The sequence below is a fragment of the Nonomuraea mesophila genome, assembly GCF_004352805.1.
In the GTDB taxonomy this organism is placed as follows: domain Bacteria; phylum Actinomycetota; class Actinomycetes; order Streptosporangiales; family Streptosporangiaceae; genus Nonomuraea; species Nonomuraea longispora.
Window position 1 is genome coordinate 1 of sequence record NZ_SMLD01000039.1, and the last position, 16,716, is coordinate 16,716.

General features: G+C 71.7%; 16 protein-coding genes and 1 pseudogene. 6 read left to right on the forward strand and 11 right to left on the reverse strand.

Annotated features, from left to right (window positions below):
- Positions 1–848 precede the first annotated feature (848 nt).
- Positions 849–1,073: pseudogene (locus E1295_RS52795) on the forward strand (winged helix-turn-helix domain-containing protein); the annotation flags it as partial.
- 1,380 nt (positions 1,074–2,453) lie between these two features.
- Here the strand turns inward: E1295_RS52795 and E1295_RS17190 are convergent.
- A complete protein-coding gene (locus E1295_RS17190) occupies positions 2,454–3,596 on the reverse strand; it encodes a sensor histidine kinase (protein WP_132631320.1) in 1,143 nt (380 codons plus the stop codon).
- Positions 3,597–3,732: 136 nt separating this feature from the next.
- Here E1295_RS17190 and E1295_RS17195 point away from each other — a divergent pair, with 136 nt between their 5' ends.
- Both E1295_RS17195 and E1295_RS17200 read left to right on the forward strand, forming a co-directional pair.
- Complete coding sequence (locus E1295_RS17195) at positions 3,733–3,927, forward strand: hypothetical protein (RefSeq protein ID WP_132631321.1); 195 nt, start codon at positions 3,733–3,735, stop codon at positions 3,925–3,927.
- Between the two features lie 126 nt (positions 3,928–4,053).
- Entirely contained in the window at positions 4,054–5,193 is a 1,140-nt protein-coding gene (locus E1295_RS17200) for a cystathionine gamma-synthase (protein WP_132631322.1), read from the forward strand.
- Here E1295_RS17200 and E1295_RS17205 read toward each other — a convergent pair.
- Positions 5,190–5,621, reverse strand: coding sequence for a hypothetical protein (locus E1295_RS17205; protein ID WP_132631323.1), 432 nt, complete (start codon positions 5,619–5,621; stop codon positions 5,190–5,192). The two genes, E1295_RS17200 and E1295_RS17205, sit on opposite strands and share 4 nt — an antisense overlap.
- Positions 5,622–5,631: 10 nt before the next feature.
- Positions 5,632–5,757 (reverse strand): hypothetical protein, encoded by a 126-nt coding sequence (locus E1295_RS51865; RefSeq protein WP_281284755.1) that lies wholly within the window; start codon positions 5,755–5,757, stop codon positions 5,632–5,634.
- A 139-nt stretch (positions 5,758–5,896) separates the two neighbouring features.
- Here E1295_RS51865 and E1295_RS17210 point away from each other — a divergent pair, with 139 nt between their 5' ends.
- Entirely contained in the window at positions 5,897–6,319 is a 423-nt protein-coding gene (locus E1295_RS17210; RefSeq protein WP_246080099.1) for a DUF6292 family protein, read from the forward strand.
- Positions 6,320–6,374: 55 nt separating this feature from the next.
- Here the strand turns inward: E1295_RS17210 and E1295_RS17215 are convergent, their stop codons facing one another.
- The 4 genes from E1295_RS17215 to E1295_RS17230 form a co-directional block, all read right to left on the reverse strand.
- Complete coding sequence (locus E1295_RS17215; protein WP_132631325.1) at positions 6,375–6,845, reverse strand: GNAT family N-acetyltransferase; 471 nt, start codon at positions 6,843–6,845, stop codon at positions 6,375–6,377.
- A 31-nt stretch (positions 6,846–6,876) separates the two neighbouring features.
- Positions 6,877–8,850 (reverse strand): vWA domain-containing protein, encoded by a 1,974-nt coding sequence (locus E1295_RS17220; RefSeq protein WP_132631326.1) that lies wholly within the window; start codon positions 8,848–8,850, stop codon positions 6,877–6,879.
- 30 nt (positions 8,851–8,880) lie between these two features.
- A complete protein-coding gene (locus tag E1295_RS17225) occupies positions 8,881–9,633 on the reverse strand; it encodes a hypothetical protein (protein ID WP_132631327.1) in 753 nt (250 codons plus the stop codon).
- A 61-nt stretch (positions 9,634–9,694) separates the two neighbouring features.
- Entirely contained in the window at positions 9,695–11,086 is a 1,392-nt protein-coding gene (locus tag E1295_RS17230) for a sigma 54-interacting transcriptional regulator (RefSeq protein WP_181958004.1), read from the reverse strand.
- 172 nt (positions 11,087–11,258) lie between these two features.
- Between E1295_RS17230 and E1295_RS17235 the strand changes: the two genes are divergently transcribed.
- Positions 11,259–12,434 (forward strand): FIST signal transduction protein, encoded by a 1,176-nt coding sequence (locus tag E1295_RS17235; protein WP_132631365.1) that lies wholly within the window; start codon positions 11,259–11,261, stop codon positions 12,432–12,434.
- 19 nt (positions 12,435–12,453) lie between these two features.
- Positions 12,454–13,470 carry an ROK family protein gene (locus E1295_RS17240; RefSeq protein ID WP_132631329.1) on the forward strand — a complete coding sequence of 339 codons (1,017 nt, stop codon included), beginning with the start codon at positions 12,454–12,456 and terminating at the stop codon, positions 13,468–13,470.
- A 60-nt stretch (positions 13,471–13,530) separates the two neighbouring features.
- Here E1295_RS17240 and E1295_RS17245 read toward each other — a convergent pair whose 3' ends face one another.
- The 4 genes from E1295_RS17245 to E1295_RS17260 form a co-directional block, all read right to left on the reverse strand.
- Positions 13,531–14,193: a hypothetical protein gene (locus E1295_RS17245; RefSeq protein WP_132631330.1), complete on the reverse strand. Its 663-nt coding sequence runs from the start codon at positions 14,191–14,193 to the stop codon at positions 13,531–13,533.
- On the reverse strand, positions 14,190–14,735 hold the full coding sequence (locus tag E1295_RS17250; protein WP_132631331.1) for an RNA polymerase sigma factor: 546 nt from the start codon (positions 14,733–14,735) through the stop codon (positions 14,190–14,192). Before E1295_RS17250 ends, E1295_RS17245 begins: the two co-directional genes overlap by 4 nt.
- An 80-nt stretch (positions 14,736–14,815) precedes the next feature.
- Positions 14,816–16,207, reverse strand: coding sequence for a M1 family metallopeptidase (locus E1295_RS17255; RefSeq protein ID WP_132631332.1), 1,392 nt, complete (start codon positions 16,205–16,207; stop codon positions 14,816–14,818).
- Between the two features lie 46 nt (positions 16,208–16,253).
- On the reverse strand, positions 16,254–16,697 hold the full coding sequence (locus E1295_RS17260; protein ID WP_132631333.1) for an RDD family protein: 444 nt from the start codon (positions 16,695–16,697) through the stop codon (positions 16,254–16,256).
- Positions 16,698–16,716 lie beyond the last annotated feature (19 nt).

The window sequence follows — 16,716 nt, forward strand, 5'->3', positions numbered from 1 at the left end:
ACCCGGTTCCCGCCCCGGCCGCCTGCGACCCGGGCGCTTGTGCCTGCGACTCGGTCCCTCGTGCCGCTCGCTCGGCCTCAGACCCGGTTGCCTCCGGCGCGGTCCTCCCTGCGGGTGGGTGTCCGGCCGGTGAGCCGGTCCCGGATGCGGCGGCCGGGCCCGGGGCGTTGCCCGCGCCGCTCACGGAGCTGGTCGGGCGGGACGGCGACCTGGCGGAGGTGCGTGGGCTGCTGGCCGCGCACCGCCTGGTGACGCTTACGGGCACGGGCGGCGTAGGCAAGACGCGGCTCGCCCTGGCCGCCGCCCACGCCCTGGCGGAAAGCGTCCCCGACGGGGTGTGGTGGGTGGAGCTGGCCGGGGCGGTGGACCCCGCCGAGGCGGTCGCCGCCGTGCTCGGCCTGCGCGACGACGACGCCGTGCCCCCGGCTCATCGGCTGGCCGGCGCGCTGGCGGGCAAACGTGCGCTGCTGGTGCTCGACAACTGCGAGCACCTGGTGGAGCGGGCGGCCGAGCTGACGTCGGCCCTGCTGCGGTCCGCTCCCGGGCTGCGCGTGCTGGCCACCGGCCAGGAGCCTCTGGGGGTGAGCGGCGAACGTGTCCACGTGGTGCCGCCGCTGCCCCTCGCCGAGGCGGCGCGGCTGTTCACCTCCAGGGCGGGCGTGGGCCCGAGCGAGGCCGTCGACACCATCTGCCGGCGCCTTGACGGCATCCCGCTGGCCCTGGAGCTCGCCGCCACCCGTGTACGAGCCTTCGGGGTGCGGGAACTCGCGGACCGCCTGGACGACCGGTTCAGGCTGCTCGACGTCGGCATGCGGGGCGTGCCCGCCCGGCAGCGCACGCTCAGGGCGATGATCGACTGGAGCTGGGAGCTGCTGACCGGCCAGGAGCGGGTGGTGCTGCGCCGGCTCGCCGTGCACGCCGACGGGTGCACGCTGGAAGCCGTCGAGGAGGTGTGCGCGGAGCCCGGGATCGACGTGCTCGACACGCTGGCCAGGCTGGTGGACCGGTCGCTGGTGGTGCGGGTGCCCGGTCCCCGCTACCGGCTGCTGGAGTCCGTCGCGGCCTACTGCGCGGAGCGGCTGCGCGAGGCGGGCGAGCACGAGCTGGTCAGTGAGCGCCACGCCCGCCACTACACCGCCCTGGCCGAGCGCGCCGACCTCCGAGGCCCCGGGCAGCGGGAGTGGCTGGCCAGGCTCGACGCCGACCGGGCCAGCCTGCGTTCGGCGGCAGAGGGACCGTACGCGCTGCGCCTGGTGAACGCCCTCGCCTGGTACTGGGTCCTGCGCGGCCGCCTGCGCGAGGCCCGCCGCTGCCTGGCCGCCGCGATCGCGGGTGGGGGAGCGGCCGGCGAGGTGGCGCGGGCGTCGGTCTGGCTGGCGGGTATCGAACGGCTGATCGGGGTGCCTGCCTCGCCCGTACGGTACGCCGGGCTCGACCGGGCGGGCAGGGCGCTGGCCGACTGGTTCCTGAGCCACGTCCACTGGGCCTACGGCGACCGGGGGGCACACGAGGCGGCGGCGGACCGGGCGCTGGCGGCGTACGAGGAGCTGGGGGATCGGTGGGGTGTGGCGGCGGCGCTGTGCCTGCGCGCCAAGCTCGCTGTGGGCCGCGGCGACCTGGCGGCCATGGAGCGCGACGCGGAGCGCGGGCTGGCGCTGTTCGGGGAGCTGGGCGACGCGTGGGGGCAGATGGAGGCCATGGACGCGCTCGACCGGGCGGCCGAGATCCGCGGCGACTACGCCAGGGCCGCCGGCCTGCGGGAACAGGCGCTGCGGCTGGCGGAGGAGCTGGGGTTCGAGGTCTCGTTCAAGCTGGCGGGGCTCGGGCGGCTCGCGCTGCTGGCGGGCGACCACGAGCGGGCCGACCACTACCACGAGCGGGCCAGGCGGCTCGCGGTCGAGCAGTCGTACAAGCCCGCCGAGGAGAACGCCTTGCTCGGCCTGGCCATGAGCGCCAGGCGGCGGGGCCACTACGAGCAGGCGGAGTCCTACCTGGAGCCCGTGCTCGGCTGGCTGAGGCAGGTGCGGGGGACCCCCGGGATCGCGTTCGTCATGGCCGAGCTGGGGTTCGCCGCGGAGCAGCGCGGCGACGCGGAGCTCGCGCTGGCCAGGCAGCGCGAGGGGTACGCGGCGGCGCGGGCGACCCGTGATCCCCGCGCGATCGCCCTGTCCCTCGAAGGGCTGGCCGGCGCCCTGTCGATATGGCCCGGCGGGCAACGCGGCGGGCAGCCCGGCGAGCAGCCCGGTGGGCAGCCCTCCGGGCAACTCGGTGGGCAGCTCGGCCGGCAACTCGGCGGGCACGGCCACGAGGCCGCCAGGCTGATCGGGGCGGCCAGCGCCGTCAGGGAGGCCGTGGGGACGCCGCTGCCGTCCGGCGAGCGGTGGGACGTCGACCGGATCACCCGGCGCCTGCGAGCCGCCCTGGGCGACGAGGCGTACGAGCGGGCCCTGCGGTCAGGGCAGCGGGAACTCGGCGATCACTTCCCACGCGCCCTCGGGGGACGGGCCGGCGTAGAGCCTGCCGCCCAGCGCCTCGACCCGCTCGGCCATCCCGACCAGCCCGAACCCGCCGCCGAGGCGGGCGACCCGCGGGTCTGAGGCGGCCCCCACGTTGCGCACCCGTAGCGTCACCGCCTTCGCGTGACGCCGCAGGCCGGCCTCCACCCAGGCGGCGTGGAAGGCGTGCTTGCGCACGTTCGTGAGCGCCTCCTGCAGCACCCGGTGCAGGGTGGTCATCACCTCGGGAGGCAGCGTGCGATCGTCGATCCCCTGGCCGATCTCGAACGCGACCTTCGGCCCGTCGGAGGAGAACTGCTCGGTCAGCATCCGCAGGTCGGCCAGCGTGACGCCGGGCCTGCGGGACGGGTCGTCCTCCGTGCGCAACACCGTCACCATGCGCCGCATCGAGGTCAGCGCGTCGGAACCCGCCGTGGCGATCGCGTCCAGCGCGGGCGCCACCGCGTCGGGGTTGGTCTGGGCGACCGTCCTCGCGGCCTGGGCCTGGACCACGATGCCGGTGATGTAGTGGGCGACCAGGTCGTGCAGTTCCCTGGCCAGCTCCAGGCGTTCGGCCCTGCGTACCGAGTGGACGGCCTCCCTGCGGCGCTCGAGCTGGAAACGGAGGTAGCCGCCGATGCCGGCCGTCATCGACCAGCCCGCGAACAGCAGGAACGAGAACACCAGACCCGAGCTGTTGTGGTCTCGCCCGATGGACTCCGCCATCAGGACGACCAACGACACGCAGGCCAGACCCGCCGCCCGTCGCACCGGCTCCACGTGCCGCAGCACGCCGATGAGCAGGACGAGCATCGACCCGGTCTCCGCCATGCCGGGCACGCCCGCGAACCCGGTGAAGCCGATCGTCAGCGAGGCGCCGAACGAGGTGGCCAGCACGGCGCCGAAGCCCCGCAGGCGGTGCTTGTGGCGCAGCACCACGGCCGCGATGCCCGCCGCGCCGCAGACGGGGACCAGCCACTGGAACCCGCCGATGCTGTAGGCGAGCACCAGGTCGATCAGGTACATCATGCCGAGCCAGCCGAGCATCGCCAGCTCGCTGAGCCGGCGGACCCAGTACACGATGCGTTTGGAATCCCCCACGTCCCAGAGCCTAGGCCGCCGGTCGGAGGGTCGTATCAACCATTCGGCCGAGCGGCTCCGTACGAGACCAGACCTAGGGCCGAGGCGCGAACCCGGGCCTGTCGCCGATGCTGAAGAGGTCGGAAGGGGACAGGAAATGGTGGCCATCGGGTTCACACTGCTGGGTATCGGGCTGGTCGTCGGGGTGCTGCTCGCAGTGGCCGACCCCGTCCTGCTCTCCCGCATCAACGGGGAGCACGCGGAGGGAAGCAGCGGCCGGTTCGTCAAAGCGGACGTCGTACGGCTCCCGTCCAGGTCGGGCGAGGACCGTCAGGAGCCCTGGGCCGCCTGACCGATCGTGGCCCGCGCGGGCATGGTGCGCGGGCCCAGGCGGGCGTCCTAGGGGAGGGCGTCACGCCATCGGCCCGCGATCCGGAGGGGAACGGATCGCGGGCCGACTTCCGTTAACGTGGCTGGTATGAGCAACGGTTTTGAGACCCTGGCCATCCACGCAGGCCAGGAGCCCGACCCGCTGACCGGCGCGGTCGTGCCGCCGATCTACGCCACGTCCACTTACAAGCAGGACGGCGTGGGCGGCCTGCGTTCCGGATATGAGTACAGCCGTTCCGCCAATCCCACGAGGACCGCGCTCGAGGAGGCGCTGGCGGCGGTGGAGGGCGGGGCTCGCGGGCTCGCGTTCGCCTCGGGTCTCGCCGCCGAGGACACCCTGCTGCGCACTGTGTGCAAGCCGCAGGACCACGTGATCATCCCGAACGACGCCTACGGAGGCACCTACCGCCTGTTCGCCAAGGTGAACGAGCGCTGGGACCTCCACTACGATCCGGTCCCGCTGCACGACCTCGACGCCGTGGCCGCCGCCATGACGCAGAAGACGAAGATCGTGTGGATCGAGACGCCCACCAACCCGCTGCTCGGCATCGCCGACATCGCGGCGCTCGCGCAACTGGCTCACGACAACGGGTCGCTGCTGGTGGTCGACAACACGTTCGCCTCGCCCTACCTGCAGCAGCCGCTGTCGCTAGGCGCCGACGTCGTCGTGCACTCGACCACCAAATACGTCGGCGGGCACTCCGACGTGGTCGGCGGAGCGCTGATCGCCGCCGACCGAGGGCTCGGAGAGGAGCTCGCCTACCACCAGAACGCGATCGGCGCCGTGGCCGGGCCGTTCGACGCCTGGCTGACGCTGCGCGGGCTCAAGACCCTCGGCGTGCGCATGGACCGCCACTGCGACAACGCCGAACGCATCGTCCACCTGCTGCTCGCCCACCCGCGGGTCACCAGCGTGCTCTACCCGGGCCTTCCCGAGCACGCCGGGCACGAGGTCGCGGTCAAGCAGATGAAGCGGTTCGGGGGCATGGTGTCGTTCCGCGTCGCCGGCGGCGAGGCGGAGGCCGTGGCGGTGTGCGACAGGGCCAAGCTGTTCACGCTGGGCGAGTCGCTCGGCGGCGTCGAGTCGCTCATCGAGCACCCCGGCCGGATGACCCACGCCTCCGCGGCCGGATCCCCGCTCGAGGTGCCCGCCGACCTGGTGCGGCTGTCGGTCGGCATCGAGACCGTCGACGACCTGCTGGCCGACCTCACCCAGGCGCTCGGCTAACCAGGCACCACCATCAGGAACAGGATGACCAGCCAGATCACCGACAGCAGCCCGCTGATCGCGGCGATCCGGCCGTTCTGCACCTTCGCGTCGTCGTCCGTGCTCTCGCTGGAGAGGGCGCGGACGGCGGCGCGCAGGTCGCGGTCGATGATGACGAGCAGCACGACGGCCACGATGAACAACGTCATCGACGCCGTCATGTACCACCGGCCGAGCAGCCCGCCACCGAGGACGATGCCGAGGATCAGCCCGAACACGAAGACGCCCAGGCTGCCGAGGCTGTAGACCCTCGTCATACGCTGGATGTTCTGCAGCACGGGCACGTTCTTGTTGCGGATGACGCGCGGAGCGGCCATCGTCGCGGCGGTGATCGGTCCGATCGTGAAGATCGAGAAACCGACATGCAGCCAGAGAAGCAGGGACGACATGCGGGAGAGACTAGTCCCCGGCGATCTCGGCCGGGGACTCGACACTCTCTTTGCCGTCTCCCGCGCAGCGCATGATCAGCTCGGTCATCACCACGGCGACGACCATGAGCACGATGAGGAGAACCATGGCAATCATGCGACCTCCTCCTTCCCCGTCTGGACCGTAAATATCGTCCGTAATGACTAGACGAGCCCGCAACGGAATAAGTTCGGTGCGGGTATGGTTGGTCACCGTTCGTTTTCTCTTACCGCAAAGGCACAAGGGGGTGCCGTCCGTGGCCATCAGGCATGCCGAGCCGTACAGCGACGAGTGGCTGCAACAGCCGATCAGCTACGTGCAGCGGGTCATCGACGTGCTGGGATCAGAGGTGGCCGACTGGTGGGAGGGCCCGTGCGACCCGCGTGACGCCACGCTGAAGCTCGCCGACGGGAGCGCACTGGTCTGGGACGAGGAGAGCGGCTGGCGCCTCGGCACGCTGGTCTCCGGCGGGCCCGGTCGGCGCAGCGACCTGGCCGGGGTGCGCTATCTGGGCCACGGGCTGCTGCCCAGGCCCGAGCGCGTGCCGTCGGCGCTCAGCGACGCCAGAGCGGGTGTGGGGGCCAGCTCGGCCTGGCGGCCGTGCTACCGCTCACACCGCAACTGCCGCGACGGGTTCGACGTCGCCCTCGACTTCTACTGCCGCCTCGTCGACGCCTGACCTTCGCCCTCCCGCAGCGCCGCCGCCTGACCTCCGCCCCCGCAGCGACGCCGCCTCAGAGGGGCGCGGGCGCCGCGCGGAGGACCAGCAGGATGTGCTCGTCGTCGCCGTGCATGAGCGTGCCCTCACGCTCGAACCCGTGTTTCTCCAGGAGCCGGACCGAGCCGGTGTTGGCGTGGAAGGGGTCGGCGTGCAGCGGGCGGATGCGCTCCTGGCGCAGGAACAACTCCATGGCCCGGCTGCCGATGCCGCGCCCCCAGAACTCCCGGCCGAACCAGTAGCCGATGAAGCGCCGCTCGTCCTCCCACCAGGCCACGAGATTGCCCGCCAGATCGCCGTCGACGGTGACCGCCTGCACGAACACGGCAGGGTCGCCGAGGATCTGCGTGGTCCAGTGGCGCATGAACGCCTCCCGCTCCCTGGGCAGGAACCTGGACCGCCGCGCGGCCTCGGGATCGTGCTCGTGGGCCAGGAACACCTCGAGGTCGGCCGTCTCCACGTCGCGCAGGCGCACTTCTTCGCTCATGGCCGCGAGTGTGCCAGAGCCCACCGACAGTTCAGCGGGCCCTGCGCAGCCGGAGGAAGTCGCTGACCACGTATTCGCCCAGCCGCTCGGCGTCGGGGGAGAAGACGCGGCCGCCGTTCCTGCGGGCCACCTCGTCCACGAACTCCTTCAGCCGGTCGTCGGCCGCCAGCATGAAGACGTTGAGCGTGGCCCGCCGCCGCGTCATCTTGTCGACCTCGGACAGCGTGAGCTCCAGCGTCTCGCTCGACGGCGGCCACTCGAACGCCGACTTGCCGTTGCGCAGCAGGTGCGCGGTGGGCTCGCCGTCGGTGACCACCAGCACGACGGGCTCGAAGTCGGGATGGCGGTCGAGGTGGCGGCCGGCGATCAGGAGGGCGTGGTGCAGGTTGGTGCCCTGCACCATGTCCCAGTCGAGCCCCGCCAGCTCGTCGGGCTGCAGCACCCTGGCGTAGTTGGAGAAACCGATGATCTGTACGGCGTCCTGCGGGAACTTCGAGGCCACCAGCGCCTGCAGCGCCAGCGCCGTCTGCTTGGCGGCGGCCCAGGTGCCGCGCAGGGCCATCGAGTAGGACAGGTCGACGAGCAGGCACACGGCCGCCGCGCTGCGCCGCTCGGTCTCGGCCACCTCGAAGTCGTCGACCGACAACCGCACGCCCGCCCGCCTGCTCTCCTGCCCCGTACGGACGGCCACACCGCCGCTGCGTACGCCGTTGACCAGGGTGCGGACCACGTCGATGGGCTGCTCGTCGCCGAAGCGCCACGGCCGCGACGAGCCGGTGAGCTCGCCGGCCGAGCCCGCGTCGTGCTGGTCGTGGTCGCCGCGACGGCCCGCGTCGAGTGAGGAGAAGACGCGGCGCAGCGCCGTCTCGCCGAGCCGCCGCACCGCCTTCGGGGTGAGCTCCAGCTTGCCGCGCCGGCGCAGGAGGTAGCCCTGCTCCTCCAGCTCGCGTTCGATGCGCTTGAGCGCCTCCAGGTCGTCGACCGCGGAGCGGCCCAGCGCACGGCGTACGGCGGCCTCGTCGATGTCGTCGAGCCGCGCGCCCGGGTAGTCCTGGCGCAGGGCGGTCTCCAGCTGGGTGAGGTCGGCCAGCTCCTCCAGGGCGGTGACGGCGTCGCCCATGCCCAGGGGCTCCTCCCCGGTGAGGCGTTCGGGGGAGTTCCAGGCGAGGTCGGGGCGGCGGGCGTGGAGGGCCTCGCCGAGCCGGCGCATCTGCTCGGACAGCCCGGCCTGGTCGAGGGTCTGGTTGATGAGGCCGGCGAGCTCCTCGCGCTGGCGTGGCGTCATCGAGGCCAGCATGCGCTGGGTGGCGGCGGCGCGGCGGGCCAGGATGTCGACGAGTTCTTCGAGGTTGCGCGGCTTCTCGGGGAACAGGTCACCGTATCGGTCCATGAAGGCGTCGAAGTCGGCCTGGGTGTGCTCGCCGCGGGCGTCCCTGTCCAGCATGTCGTTCAAATCCGACATCATCTGGCGGACCCGTTCCATCGCCTCGGGGTCCGGGTTGGCGAGCGCGTCGCGCAGGCCCTTGAACTGGCTGTCGAGCACCTCCCGCCGCAGCAGGTCGCGCAGTTCCTCGAAGGTGCGGCGCGCGGCGGCCGAACGCCACTCGTACGTGCTCAGCTCCTGGATGGCGGCGGCGGTGTCCTCGGGCAGGGCGTCGAGCCCCGCCTCCCGCAGCCGCGCCTCGTCGGAGGGGTCGGGGAACAACTCGGCCCGCTCCTGCCCGATGGCCTTGTCCAGCAGCGCCCGAGCCTTCTCCAGCGTGCCGTCGAGCCGCCCCCGCTCGCGCAGGTCACGGCGGCGCCTGCGGACCTGCTTGAGCATGTCGTCGAGGCCCCGGCGGTCCTGCGCGCCGGGCAGGCCTCGCTTGAGCAGGTCGCGCAGCGCGTGGACGGGCGTCGAGCCCGACAGGATCGCATCGCCCATCTCGTCGAGCGCCGCCCGCACGTCGTAGGGCGGGGCCAGGGGGTCGGGGCCGTCGTGGTACTCGCCATAGCGAAAGGCCATCACGAAACCACGCTAACCCCGAAAGCGCGGTCACGCGTCCCCGAAAACCTCCCACACCTGGTCGAGGGAGTCGGCCCCCGGTGTGTACTCGATCTTCACGAGAACGGGGTGGCGGACCGTCCTGAGCACCTTCGCCAGGTGGGACGGGGTGCACGGCTTCGTGCCGAGGCCGTTCGCGTCGGCGTTGACCGGCCGGCCCGTGAGCCAGCCGCTCGTGCACCGGGCGGTGGTGCGGGAGAAGCCCGTGGCGTACGTGGGACGCAGCCTGATCTTCTTGCCGCCGGAGGCGAACTCGACGGTCGTGTCGTCGATCCGCCTGATCGTGCCGCGCGCGGAGCGCTGGCCGGGCCGGTCGGCGACGACGAACTCGTTGACCCTGACGGCCCTGCCCCCACGGTGTTCGACGCGCACCGGAACGGGGCCGCGGGCCAGCTCGGTGGTCAGGTCGCGCGGGGAGCACCGGGTGCGCCCGAGCCCCTTGCGGTCGAGGGCGACCCGGCCCTCGGTCTCCTTCAGGTCGCAGGCGACCGTGATCCGCCCGTAGGCGGCCCTGGAGTAGTCGAGCCTGACCTCCCTGGCGCCCGCGGCTGCCTTGAGCCGGTAGCCCAGGAAACCCTTCCGCTTGACGAACGAGGCGGACTTGGGCGCGATGCGCAGGCGGCCCTGGCCGTCGGACCAGGCGTAGCCGTAGACGGTGCCGGCCGCGGTGGTGGCTTCCGCGGGCGCGGCGAGGCCGCACAGAGCGAGTGCGGCGGCGGTGGTGGCACAGGCAAGGGTGCGCATGGACGGTCTCCCCGACGTCGTGAGCTGCTGTCACTTAAGACGCGGGAGACCGCCCAGATGTTCACGTGCGGTAGACGGTCACTCCGTCGACGTCCTCCTTGGACAGGCGGCGCATGAGGTAGAGCCCTTCGAGCGCGAACTCCAGGGCCGCCGCCGCATGGCCGGGCGACTCCTCGCCCGCGCCCATGCCCAGCCTCGACATGACCTTCGCCAGCCCGGTGACCGGGCCGATCCGGTGCAGCAGCTCTCCGGCGGGGACCAGCTCGCCCGACTCGACCTGGTTGCCCTCGGCGAACTTGTCGGTCACCGGCGACAGGTCCATGCCGCCCAGCCGGCTCCTGAACGTCTCCGCCGTCGCCCTGCGCAGCAGGTGGGCCAGGATCTCGGTCTCCCTGCCCTCCTCGCTGACCTCGAACTCGACCTTGCCCCGCAGGCTGTGCACCACGCAGGCCAGGTCGACCACGCGCGCCACGGCCTGCTCCTCGCCCGCGAGGGCCGCCCTGCGCACCGCCGAGGCCGCGGCGGTCTCGGCGGCGGCGATCGAGAACCGCGCGGACACGCCGGACCTCGCGTCGACCGAGGTCGACTCGCGGACCAGCCGGGTGAACCGCGCGATCACCTCGACCAGGTGCTCGGGGATGTCGGCCCCGATGTCGGGCATGGTCTCCTGGCGGATCAGCGTCAGCTCGTCCTCGATCGTCAGCGGGTAGTGGGTGCGGATCTCGGCGCCGAACCGGTCCTTCAGCGGCGTGATGATCCGGCCCCTGTTGGTGTAGTCCTCCGGGTTGGCGCTGGCGATGAGCAGGATGTCGAGCGGCAGCCGCAGGTTGTAGCCGCGCACCTGGATGTCGCGCTCCTCCAGCACGTTGAGCAGCGACACCTGGATGCGTTCGGCCAGGTCGGGCAGCTCGTTGACGGAGAACACACCCCGGTTGGTGCGCGGGACCAGGCCGTAGTGGACCGTCTCGGGGTCGCCGAGCGTGCGTCCCTCGGCGATCTTGATGGGGTCGACGTCGCCGATCAGGTCGCCGACGGACGTGTCGGGCGTGGCGAGCTTCTCGCCGTAGCGCTCGTCCCGGTGTTTCCACGCGACCGGCAGCTCGTCGCCCAGCTCGCGCGCCAGCGCCTGGCAGCGCGTACAGGCCGGTGCGTACGGGTGGTCGTTGATCTCGCAGCCCTCGACGACCGGCGTCCACTCGTCGAGCAGGCCGGTGACGGTGCGGATGAGCCGGGTCTTGCCCTGGCCGCGCTCGCCGAGCAGGACGAGATCGTGGCCGGCCAGCAAGGCCCGCTCGAGATGGGGGAGCACGGAGTCGTCGAAGCCCACGATGCCGGGGAAGCGGGGCTCACCCGCTCGCAGCTTGGCCAGCAGATTGTCCCGGACCTCGGCTTTGACGGTGCGATGAACGTGGCCGCTCTCTCGCAACGTGCGGAGAATACGTGGCTGATGCACGGGATCGAGACTACGTCCCCTGCGCGGAATGCGGCAGAGTCTTTCGCATCTGGCGGAGATTTCGGATCTTGACTATTGCGTGACGGTTCGTGTGCGTGCTTGTCCCTTTAGTGGGGAGAATCGGGCCTAGGGAACTTGGACATGTCGAGGGGAGGCGAGACGCGTGGCCTTGATGACAAGCCGCTTCGCCGACGGCCTCGCCGTGGGTTCCGACCTGGTGGAGGCCGCGGAGAACGCCGTCGGCCGGGCACTGTCGAGGCTCAGCGGCCAGGCCGACTTGGTCTGCTTCTTCATCTGCGGCGACGATCCTGACGACGTCGCACGCGCCGGCGAGGCCGCGATGAAGCTCGCACCCGAGGCACACGTGATCGGATGCAGCGCCACAGGAGTGATCGGCGACGGGCAGGGGGTGGAGCTGACGCCCTCCGTGAGCGCCTGGGCCGCGACCCTGGACGGGGCCAGACTGACCACGTTCGCACTGGAGACGCTGTCCGCCGAGGACAGGTTCGTGGTGGTCGGGCTGCCGGAGCGCAACGGGGACGACCATGTGGCGATCCTGCTGGCCGATCCGTACACGTTCCCGACCGACGCCTTCGTCGAGCGCTCGGCCGACGTGCTGGGCGACCTGCCGCTGATCGGCGGGCTCGCCAACGGGCTGCAGGGCCGGGGATCCGTACGGTTGTTCGCCGACGGTGAGATCTACTCCGAGGGCGCGATCGGCGTGCTGATCAGCGGAGATGTCAAGATCAGCACCGTGGTGAGCCAGGGCTGCCGCCCGATCGGCCCCAGCATGGTCGTCACGGCCGCCGAGGAGAACCTGCTGCTGGAACTCGCCGGCCAGCCCGCGCTGGCCCGGCTCGAGGACATCGTCAGCGACCTGGACGAGGACGACCGCGAACTCGTCGCCTCCGGGTTGCAGATCGGCGTCGCGATGGACGAGTACGCCGAACGCCACGAACGCGGCGACTTCCTCATCAGGGGCGTCATCGGCATCGACCCGGAACGCGAGGCCGTGGCCATCGGCGACATCGTGGAGATCGGCAGGACCGTACGCTTCCAGGTGCGCGACGCGGCCACCGCCGACGAGGACCTCTATGACCTGCTCGACGCCCACCGTGAGGAGATCGGCAAGGTCGACGGGGCACTGCTGTTCTCCTGCAACGGCCGCGGCTCGGCCATGTTCGGCACCGCCGACCACGACCCGGTCGCGCTGCGCGACACGCTCGGGCCCATCGGCGTGGCCGGCTTCTTCGCCGCCGGCGAGGTCGGCCCCGTCGCGGGCCACAACCACGTACACGGTTTCACGGCCTCCGTCCTGGTGTTCTCCCACACCGCGGGCGGGCCATGACCCGTACGGCGGGCCGCCCGTGATCCTCGCGATCGACGTGGGCGGCACCAAGATGGCCGCGGGACTGGTCGCCCGCGACGGCACGGTGGTCGAGGCTCGCCGGACCGCCACCCCGCAGCACGCCGACGCCGCCACCCTGTGGGAGACCCTGACGGAGCTCATCGAGCCGCTCGCGCGGCGGGCCGAAGGCGTCGGGGTTGGGTGCGGCGGGCCGATGCGCTGGCCGCAGGGCGAGGTCTCGCCGCTCAACATCCCCGCCTGGCGCGGCTTCCCGCTGCGCGCCCGGCTGGCCGCCCGCTTCCCCGATTTACCGGTACGCCTCCACAACGACGCGATCTGCCTGGCCGTGGCGGAACACTGGAAAGGGGCCGGGAGGGGCGTCGCCGACATGCTCGGCATGGTCGTCTCGACCGGCGTGGGAGGCGGGCTGATCCTCAACGGGCGGCTGGTCAACGGCCGGACGGGCAACGCCGGGCACATCGGGCACGTGGTGGTCGAGCCGGTGGGCGGGCCGCGCTGCGGGTGCGGCGGCCACGGTTGCCTGGAGGCCGTCGCCCGGGGCCCCGCCCTGACCGACTGGGCCCTGTCCCAGGGCTGGGCCCCGGGAAGCGCCACGACTCCCGGCCCGCCCCGAAGAGCCGGTGGGCAGGTGCCGGAGTCAGGTGAGGGCGTGGTGGCGCGGGACGTTCAGGCGGCTTATCGGGAGGATCGGACCGTTACCGGGAAGGCGCTGGCGGCCGACGCGCTGGCCGGGGATCCGGTGGCGCTGCGGGCGATGAGCCGGGCCGGACGTGCCATCGGCATCGCCATCGCCTCCGCGACCCACCTGTGCGACCTGGACCTGGTCACCATCGGCGGCGGGTTGTCCCAGGCCGGCGAGCTGCTGTTCGGCCCCTTGGAGGAGGCGCTGCGCGAGCACGCCAGGGTCGAGTTCGCGCGCCGGGTCAAGGTCGTGCCCGCCGCCCTCGGCCAGGAGGCCGGGCTGGTGGGCGCCGCCGCGCTGATCCTCGCGACGGACAGCTACTGGAGCACGTGAAAGGCCCGGCGGCGCCCCCTCAGAGGGGGAACCGCCGGGCCTCAGCGTGAGCGTACGGTGCTACCCGGTCTTGTGGTCGAGGCCGGGACCCGCGTCCGGGCCCTCCGTCCTGGTCGAGAGGTTCGGTCCCTCGTCCTCGTTCGCACCGGGGGACGGGATGGACATCGGGGTCGCCCGGCAGGGGGCGACGGAGCCCTGGACGACCTGCAGCCGGGTCGCGACCGGCGGCTGGTCGTCGCCCTCCTTGGCCTTGGTGACGGACAGGACAAGTGTCCCGCCCGCGGGCACCTGCCCCCTTTCGATCGTGAACGCGATGCCGTCACCCGCCTTGCCGACGCTCACCGCCAGCTGCCCCGTCGTCGATCCCGTCCGGCCACGGGACCCCTCGCAGGTCTGCCCGAACGGCAGGTAGTCGACCACGGCCTTCACGCCGGCGCCGGCCAGCTCGGACTGCAGTCCCTCCGGATCGACCAGCTCGTTGATCTGCACCCGCACTCCACCGTCGGCGGCCTTGGTCACCGCGTAGGCCGGGCTGCCGGTCATCCCGGTGAGCATCACGACGGCCGTGGTGGCCGCCGCGGCCCCCGCCACCGCGGCCGACAGCCCGAAGAAGCGCCGCCGCGAGCCCCGCCGGACCGGTGTCACAGAAGTCATGGTGTCCTCCGCCGTCTTCGTGATCTCTTCCTTGAGTGCACTGAGAAGGCGCTCCTCGAAGGTGTTCATGCGTGTCCTTCCAGGTACACGGTGGATGGCGAAGCGACGTTCTCCAGGGCACGTCTGGCCCGATGCAGCCTGACTCGTGCGGTCACCTGCTTGATGCCCAGAGCCTTCGCGGCCTCGGTGACGGTGAGCTGATCGATCACGACGAGCTCCAGCACCGCGCGTTCGCCGTCCGGCAGGCCCTGCATCGCCTCCAGAGCGCCGCGCATCCGGCGCTCTGCGTCGACCCTCTCCTCCATCCGCACGAGATCGTCGTCGTCCATCAGCCGGCGGCCCGCGACGCGGCCGGCCGCCCGCGCCTCTCTGGCCGCCTGGCGATGCCGGGCCGACACGACGTTGCGCGCGACGCCGTACAGCCAGGCGATCTCGCTGCCTCTGCCGGGCACGTAGGTGTGCGCCGAGTCGAGTGCCGCCAGGAAGATGTCCGCCGTCAGGTCGGCGGCGAGGTGAGGATCGCTCACCCGCCGGACCACGAACTTCATGACGGCATCGATGTGGCGGCGATAGAAGGCCTCAAAGGCCTCAGGGTCTTCGTTGAGGCGCACTGGCCTCGCTCCCTTCGTCGTTCGCCCTTACATCCGTACTTGGACGGAGCGACGAGAAGCGTTTCCCGCCCGGCCCGGGTTCAGGCCGGGCGGCGGGGCTGGTAGAGCCAGGCTGCGAAGAGGGGCTTGAGGTCCTTGCCCGACATCCGCTCGGCCAGCTCGATGAACTGCTCCGTCGTGACGTGCCCGTAGCGGTGGTCGGCGGCCCACGACTTGAGCAGCTTGAAGAACGTGTCGTCGCCGACGGCCCGGCGCAGGGCGTGCAGCGTCATGCCGCCACGGGTGTAGACGGACTGGTTGAACAGGTCGTCGGGCTTGGCACGCCCTGGCGGGTATTTCCACATCGGGTCGCCGGCGGGGCGGCTGTGATGGTCCTTGAAGATCGCTTCGGCGGTCTTCTCACCCTTGTGCTCGGACCACAGCCACTCGGCGTAGGTGGCGAATCCCTCGTTGAGCCAGAGGTCCTTCCAGCGGCGGATGGTCAGGCTGTTGCCGAACCACTGGTGCGCCAGCTCGTGCGCGATGATGCCCTCGTCGGGCTCGAAGCCGCCGTAGAGCGGCTTGGTCTGGTTCTCCAGCGCGTAGCCGGCGGCGTAGTCGTCGACCACGCCGCCGGTCGAGCCGAACGGGTAGGGGCCGAAGACGGTCGCCCAGTAGTCGGTGATCTTGCCGGAGGTCTTGTAGAGCTTGTCGAGCGAGGAGGCGAACCGGGGGTCGGCGGCGGCGAGGTTGGGCACGCCCCCGGCCGTGCTGCCCTTGCGCAGCTCGAACTTGCCCATGGTGGCGGTCGCGAGGTAGGTCGCCATCGGGTGGCGCTCGCTCCAGCGGTAGGTGGTCCTGCCGCCGGTCGTCGTGGGCTCGCCGGTGAGCTCGCCGTTGGCCAGCGCCGTGACCCCGGCGGGCACGGTGATCGTGAAGGAGAACGTGGCCTTGTCGGCGGGGTGGTCGTTGCTGGGGAACCAGGTCTTGGAGCCGTTGGGCTCGGAGGCCACGAACGCGCCGTCGGCGGTCGGGATGAACCCGAACGTGCCGAGGTTGGTGGTGCTCGTGGCCGGCTGGGGCCGGCCGGAGTAGTGGACCCGGACGGTGAACGTGGCGCGCTCGTCGATCGGCTCGGCCGGCCGCACGGTCAGCTCGCCGCCCTGGTGGGTGAACGTGGCGGGGGAGCCGTTGACCGAGACCTGGCGCACGTGGAGCCCGGCCAGGTCGAGGTTGAAGCTGGACAGCCCCTGGGTGGCGCCGGCCTTGATGGTGGCCACGCCGTCCAGCCGCTTGGTCGACGGGGTGTAGTCGACGGCGAGGTCGTAGTGGCTGACGTCGTAGCCGCCGTTGCCGTCGGTGGGGAAGTCGGTGTCGCCGATGCCGGCCGCGCCCGCCCGGTGCGCGGCCGCCGCCGGCGCGTCGGAGGGTGAGCAGGCCAGGAGGCTGGCGAACGCCGCCAGCAACGCGATCGCGCGCCTGTTTTGTCGCATGGGCGAACGAGCCCCCTTCACAGTGTGACCAGAATCCTACGGTGGGTCAGGCCATGACGACGACCGTCCTCGCGACCTTGTCGTGGATGGCCTGCTTCCGGGGGTCGAAGAGGATCCAGGCGAGGTCGATGAGGAGGCCGACGCAGCAGACCCAGGCGAGCGCGCTCATCACGGCCTGCCTGACCGCGGCCTGTCCCACGCCTATCCTGGCCCCGTTCTCCTGTACGACCCGGATGCCGAACGCCTTCTTGCCCAGCGTCTGACCATTCCAGAAGGCGTGCAGGAGCCAGAAGTAGAGAAACGCGACGAGTCCGGCCGCGAAGGTGTGCTCCACCGGATAGCGGTCCCAGCCGCCTCTGGCGCCGTTCCAGGCATATTCCCAGCTGGTCCAGGTGAAGGGGGCGGTGACGACGTTGACGATGAGCCAGTCGAGAAGGCCGGCGAACAACCGCCGCCACCGTCCCGCCAGCCCCGGTGGTGGCGATCCCATGCAGTTCTGATGGCCACCA

Bases quoted from the DNA above. Each gene is read 5' to 3' on its own strand.
- E1295_RS17195 (WP_132631321.1), top strand. From the start codon at position 3,733: ATGGTGGCCATCGGGTTCACACTGCTGGGTATCGGGCTGGTCGTCGGG.
- E1295_RS17200 (WP_132631322.1), top strand. From the start codon at position 4,054: ATGAGCAACGGTTTTGAGACCCTGGCCATCCACGCAGGCCAGGAGCCC.
- E1295_RS17205 (WP_132631323.1), bottom strand. From the start codon at position 5,621: ATGTCGTCCCTGCTTCTCTGGCTGCATGTCGGTTTCTCGATCTTCACG.
- E1295_RS51865 (WP_281284755.1), bottom strand. From the start codon at position 5,757: ATGATTGCCATGGTTCTCCTCATCGTGCTCATGGTCGTCGCCGTGGTG.
- E1295_RS17215 (WP_132631325.1), bottom strand. From the start codon at position 6,845: ATGAGCGAAGAAGTGCGCCTGCGCGACGTGGAGACGGCCGACCTCGAG.
- E1295_RS17220 (WP_132631326.1), bottom strand. From the start codon at position 8,850: ATGGCCTTTCGCTATGGCGAGTACCACGACGGCCCCGACCCCCTGGCC.
- E1295_RS17225 (WP_132631327.1), bottom strand. From the start codon at position 9,633: ATGCGCACCCTTGCCTGTGCCACCACCGCCGCCGCACTCGCTCTGTGC.
- E1295_RS17235 (WP_132631365.1), top strand. From the start codon at position 11,259: ATGACAAGCCGCTTCGCCGACGGCCTCGCCGTGGGTTCCGACCTGGTG.
- E1295_RS17245 (WP_132631330.1), bottom strand. From the start codon at position 14,193: ATGAACACCTTCGAGGAGCGCCTTCTCAGTGCACTCAAGGAAGAGATC.
- E1295_RS17255 (WP_132631332.1), bottom strand. From the start codon at position 16,207: ATGCGACAAAACAGGCGCGCGATCGCGTTGCTGGCGGCGTTCGCCAGC.
- E1295_RS17260 (WP_132631333.1), bottom strand. From the start codon at position 16,697: ATGGGATCGCCACCACCGGGGCTGGCGGGACGGTGGCGGCGGTTGTTC.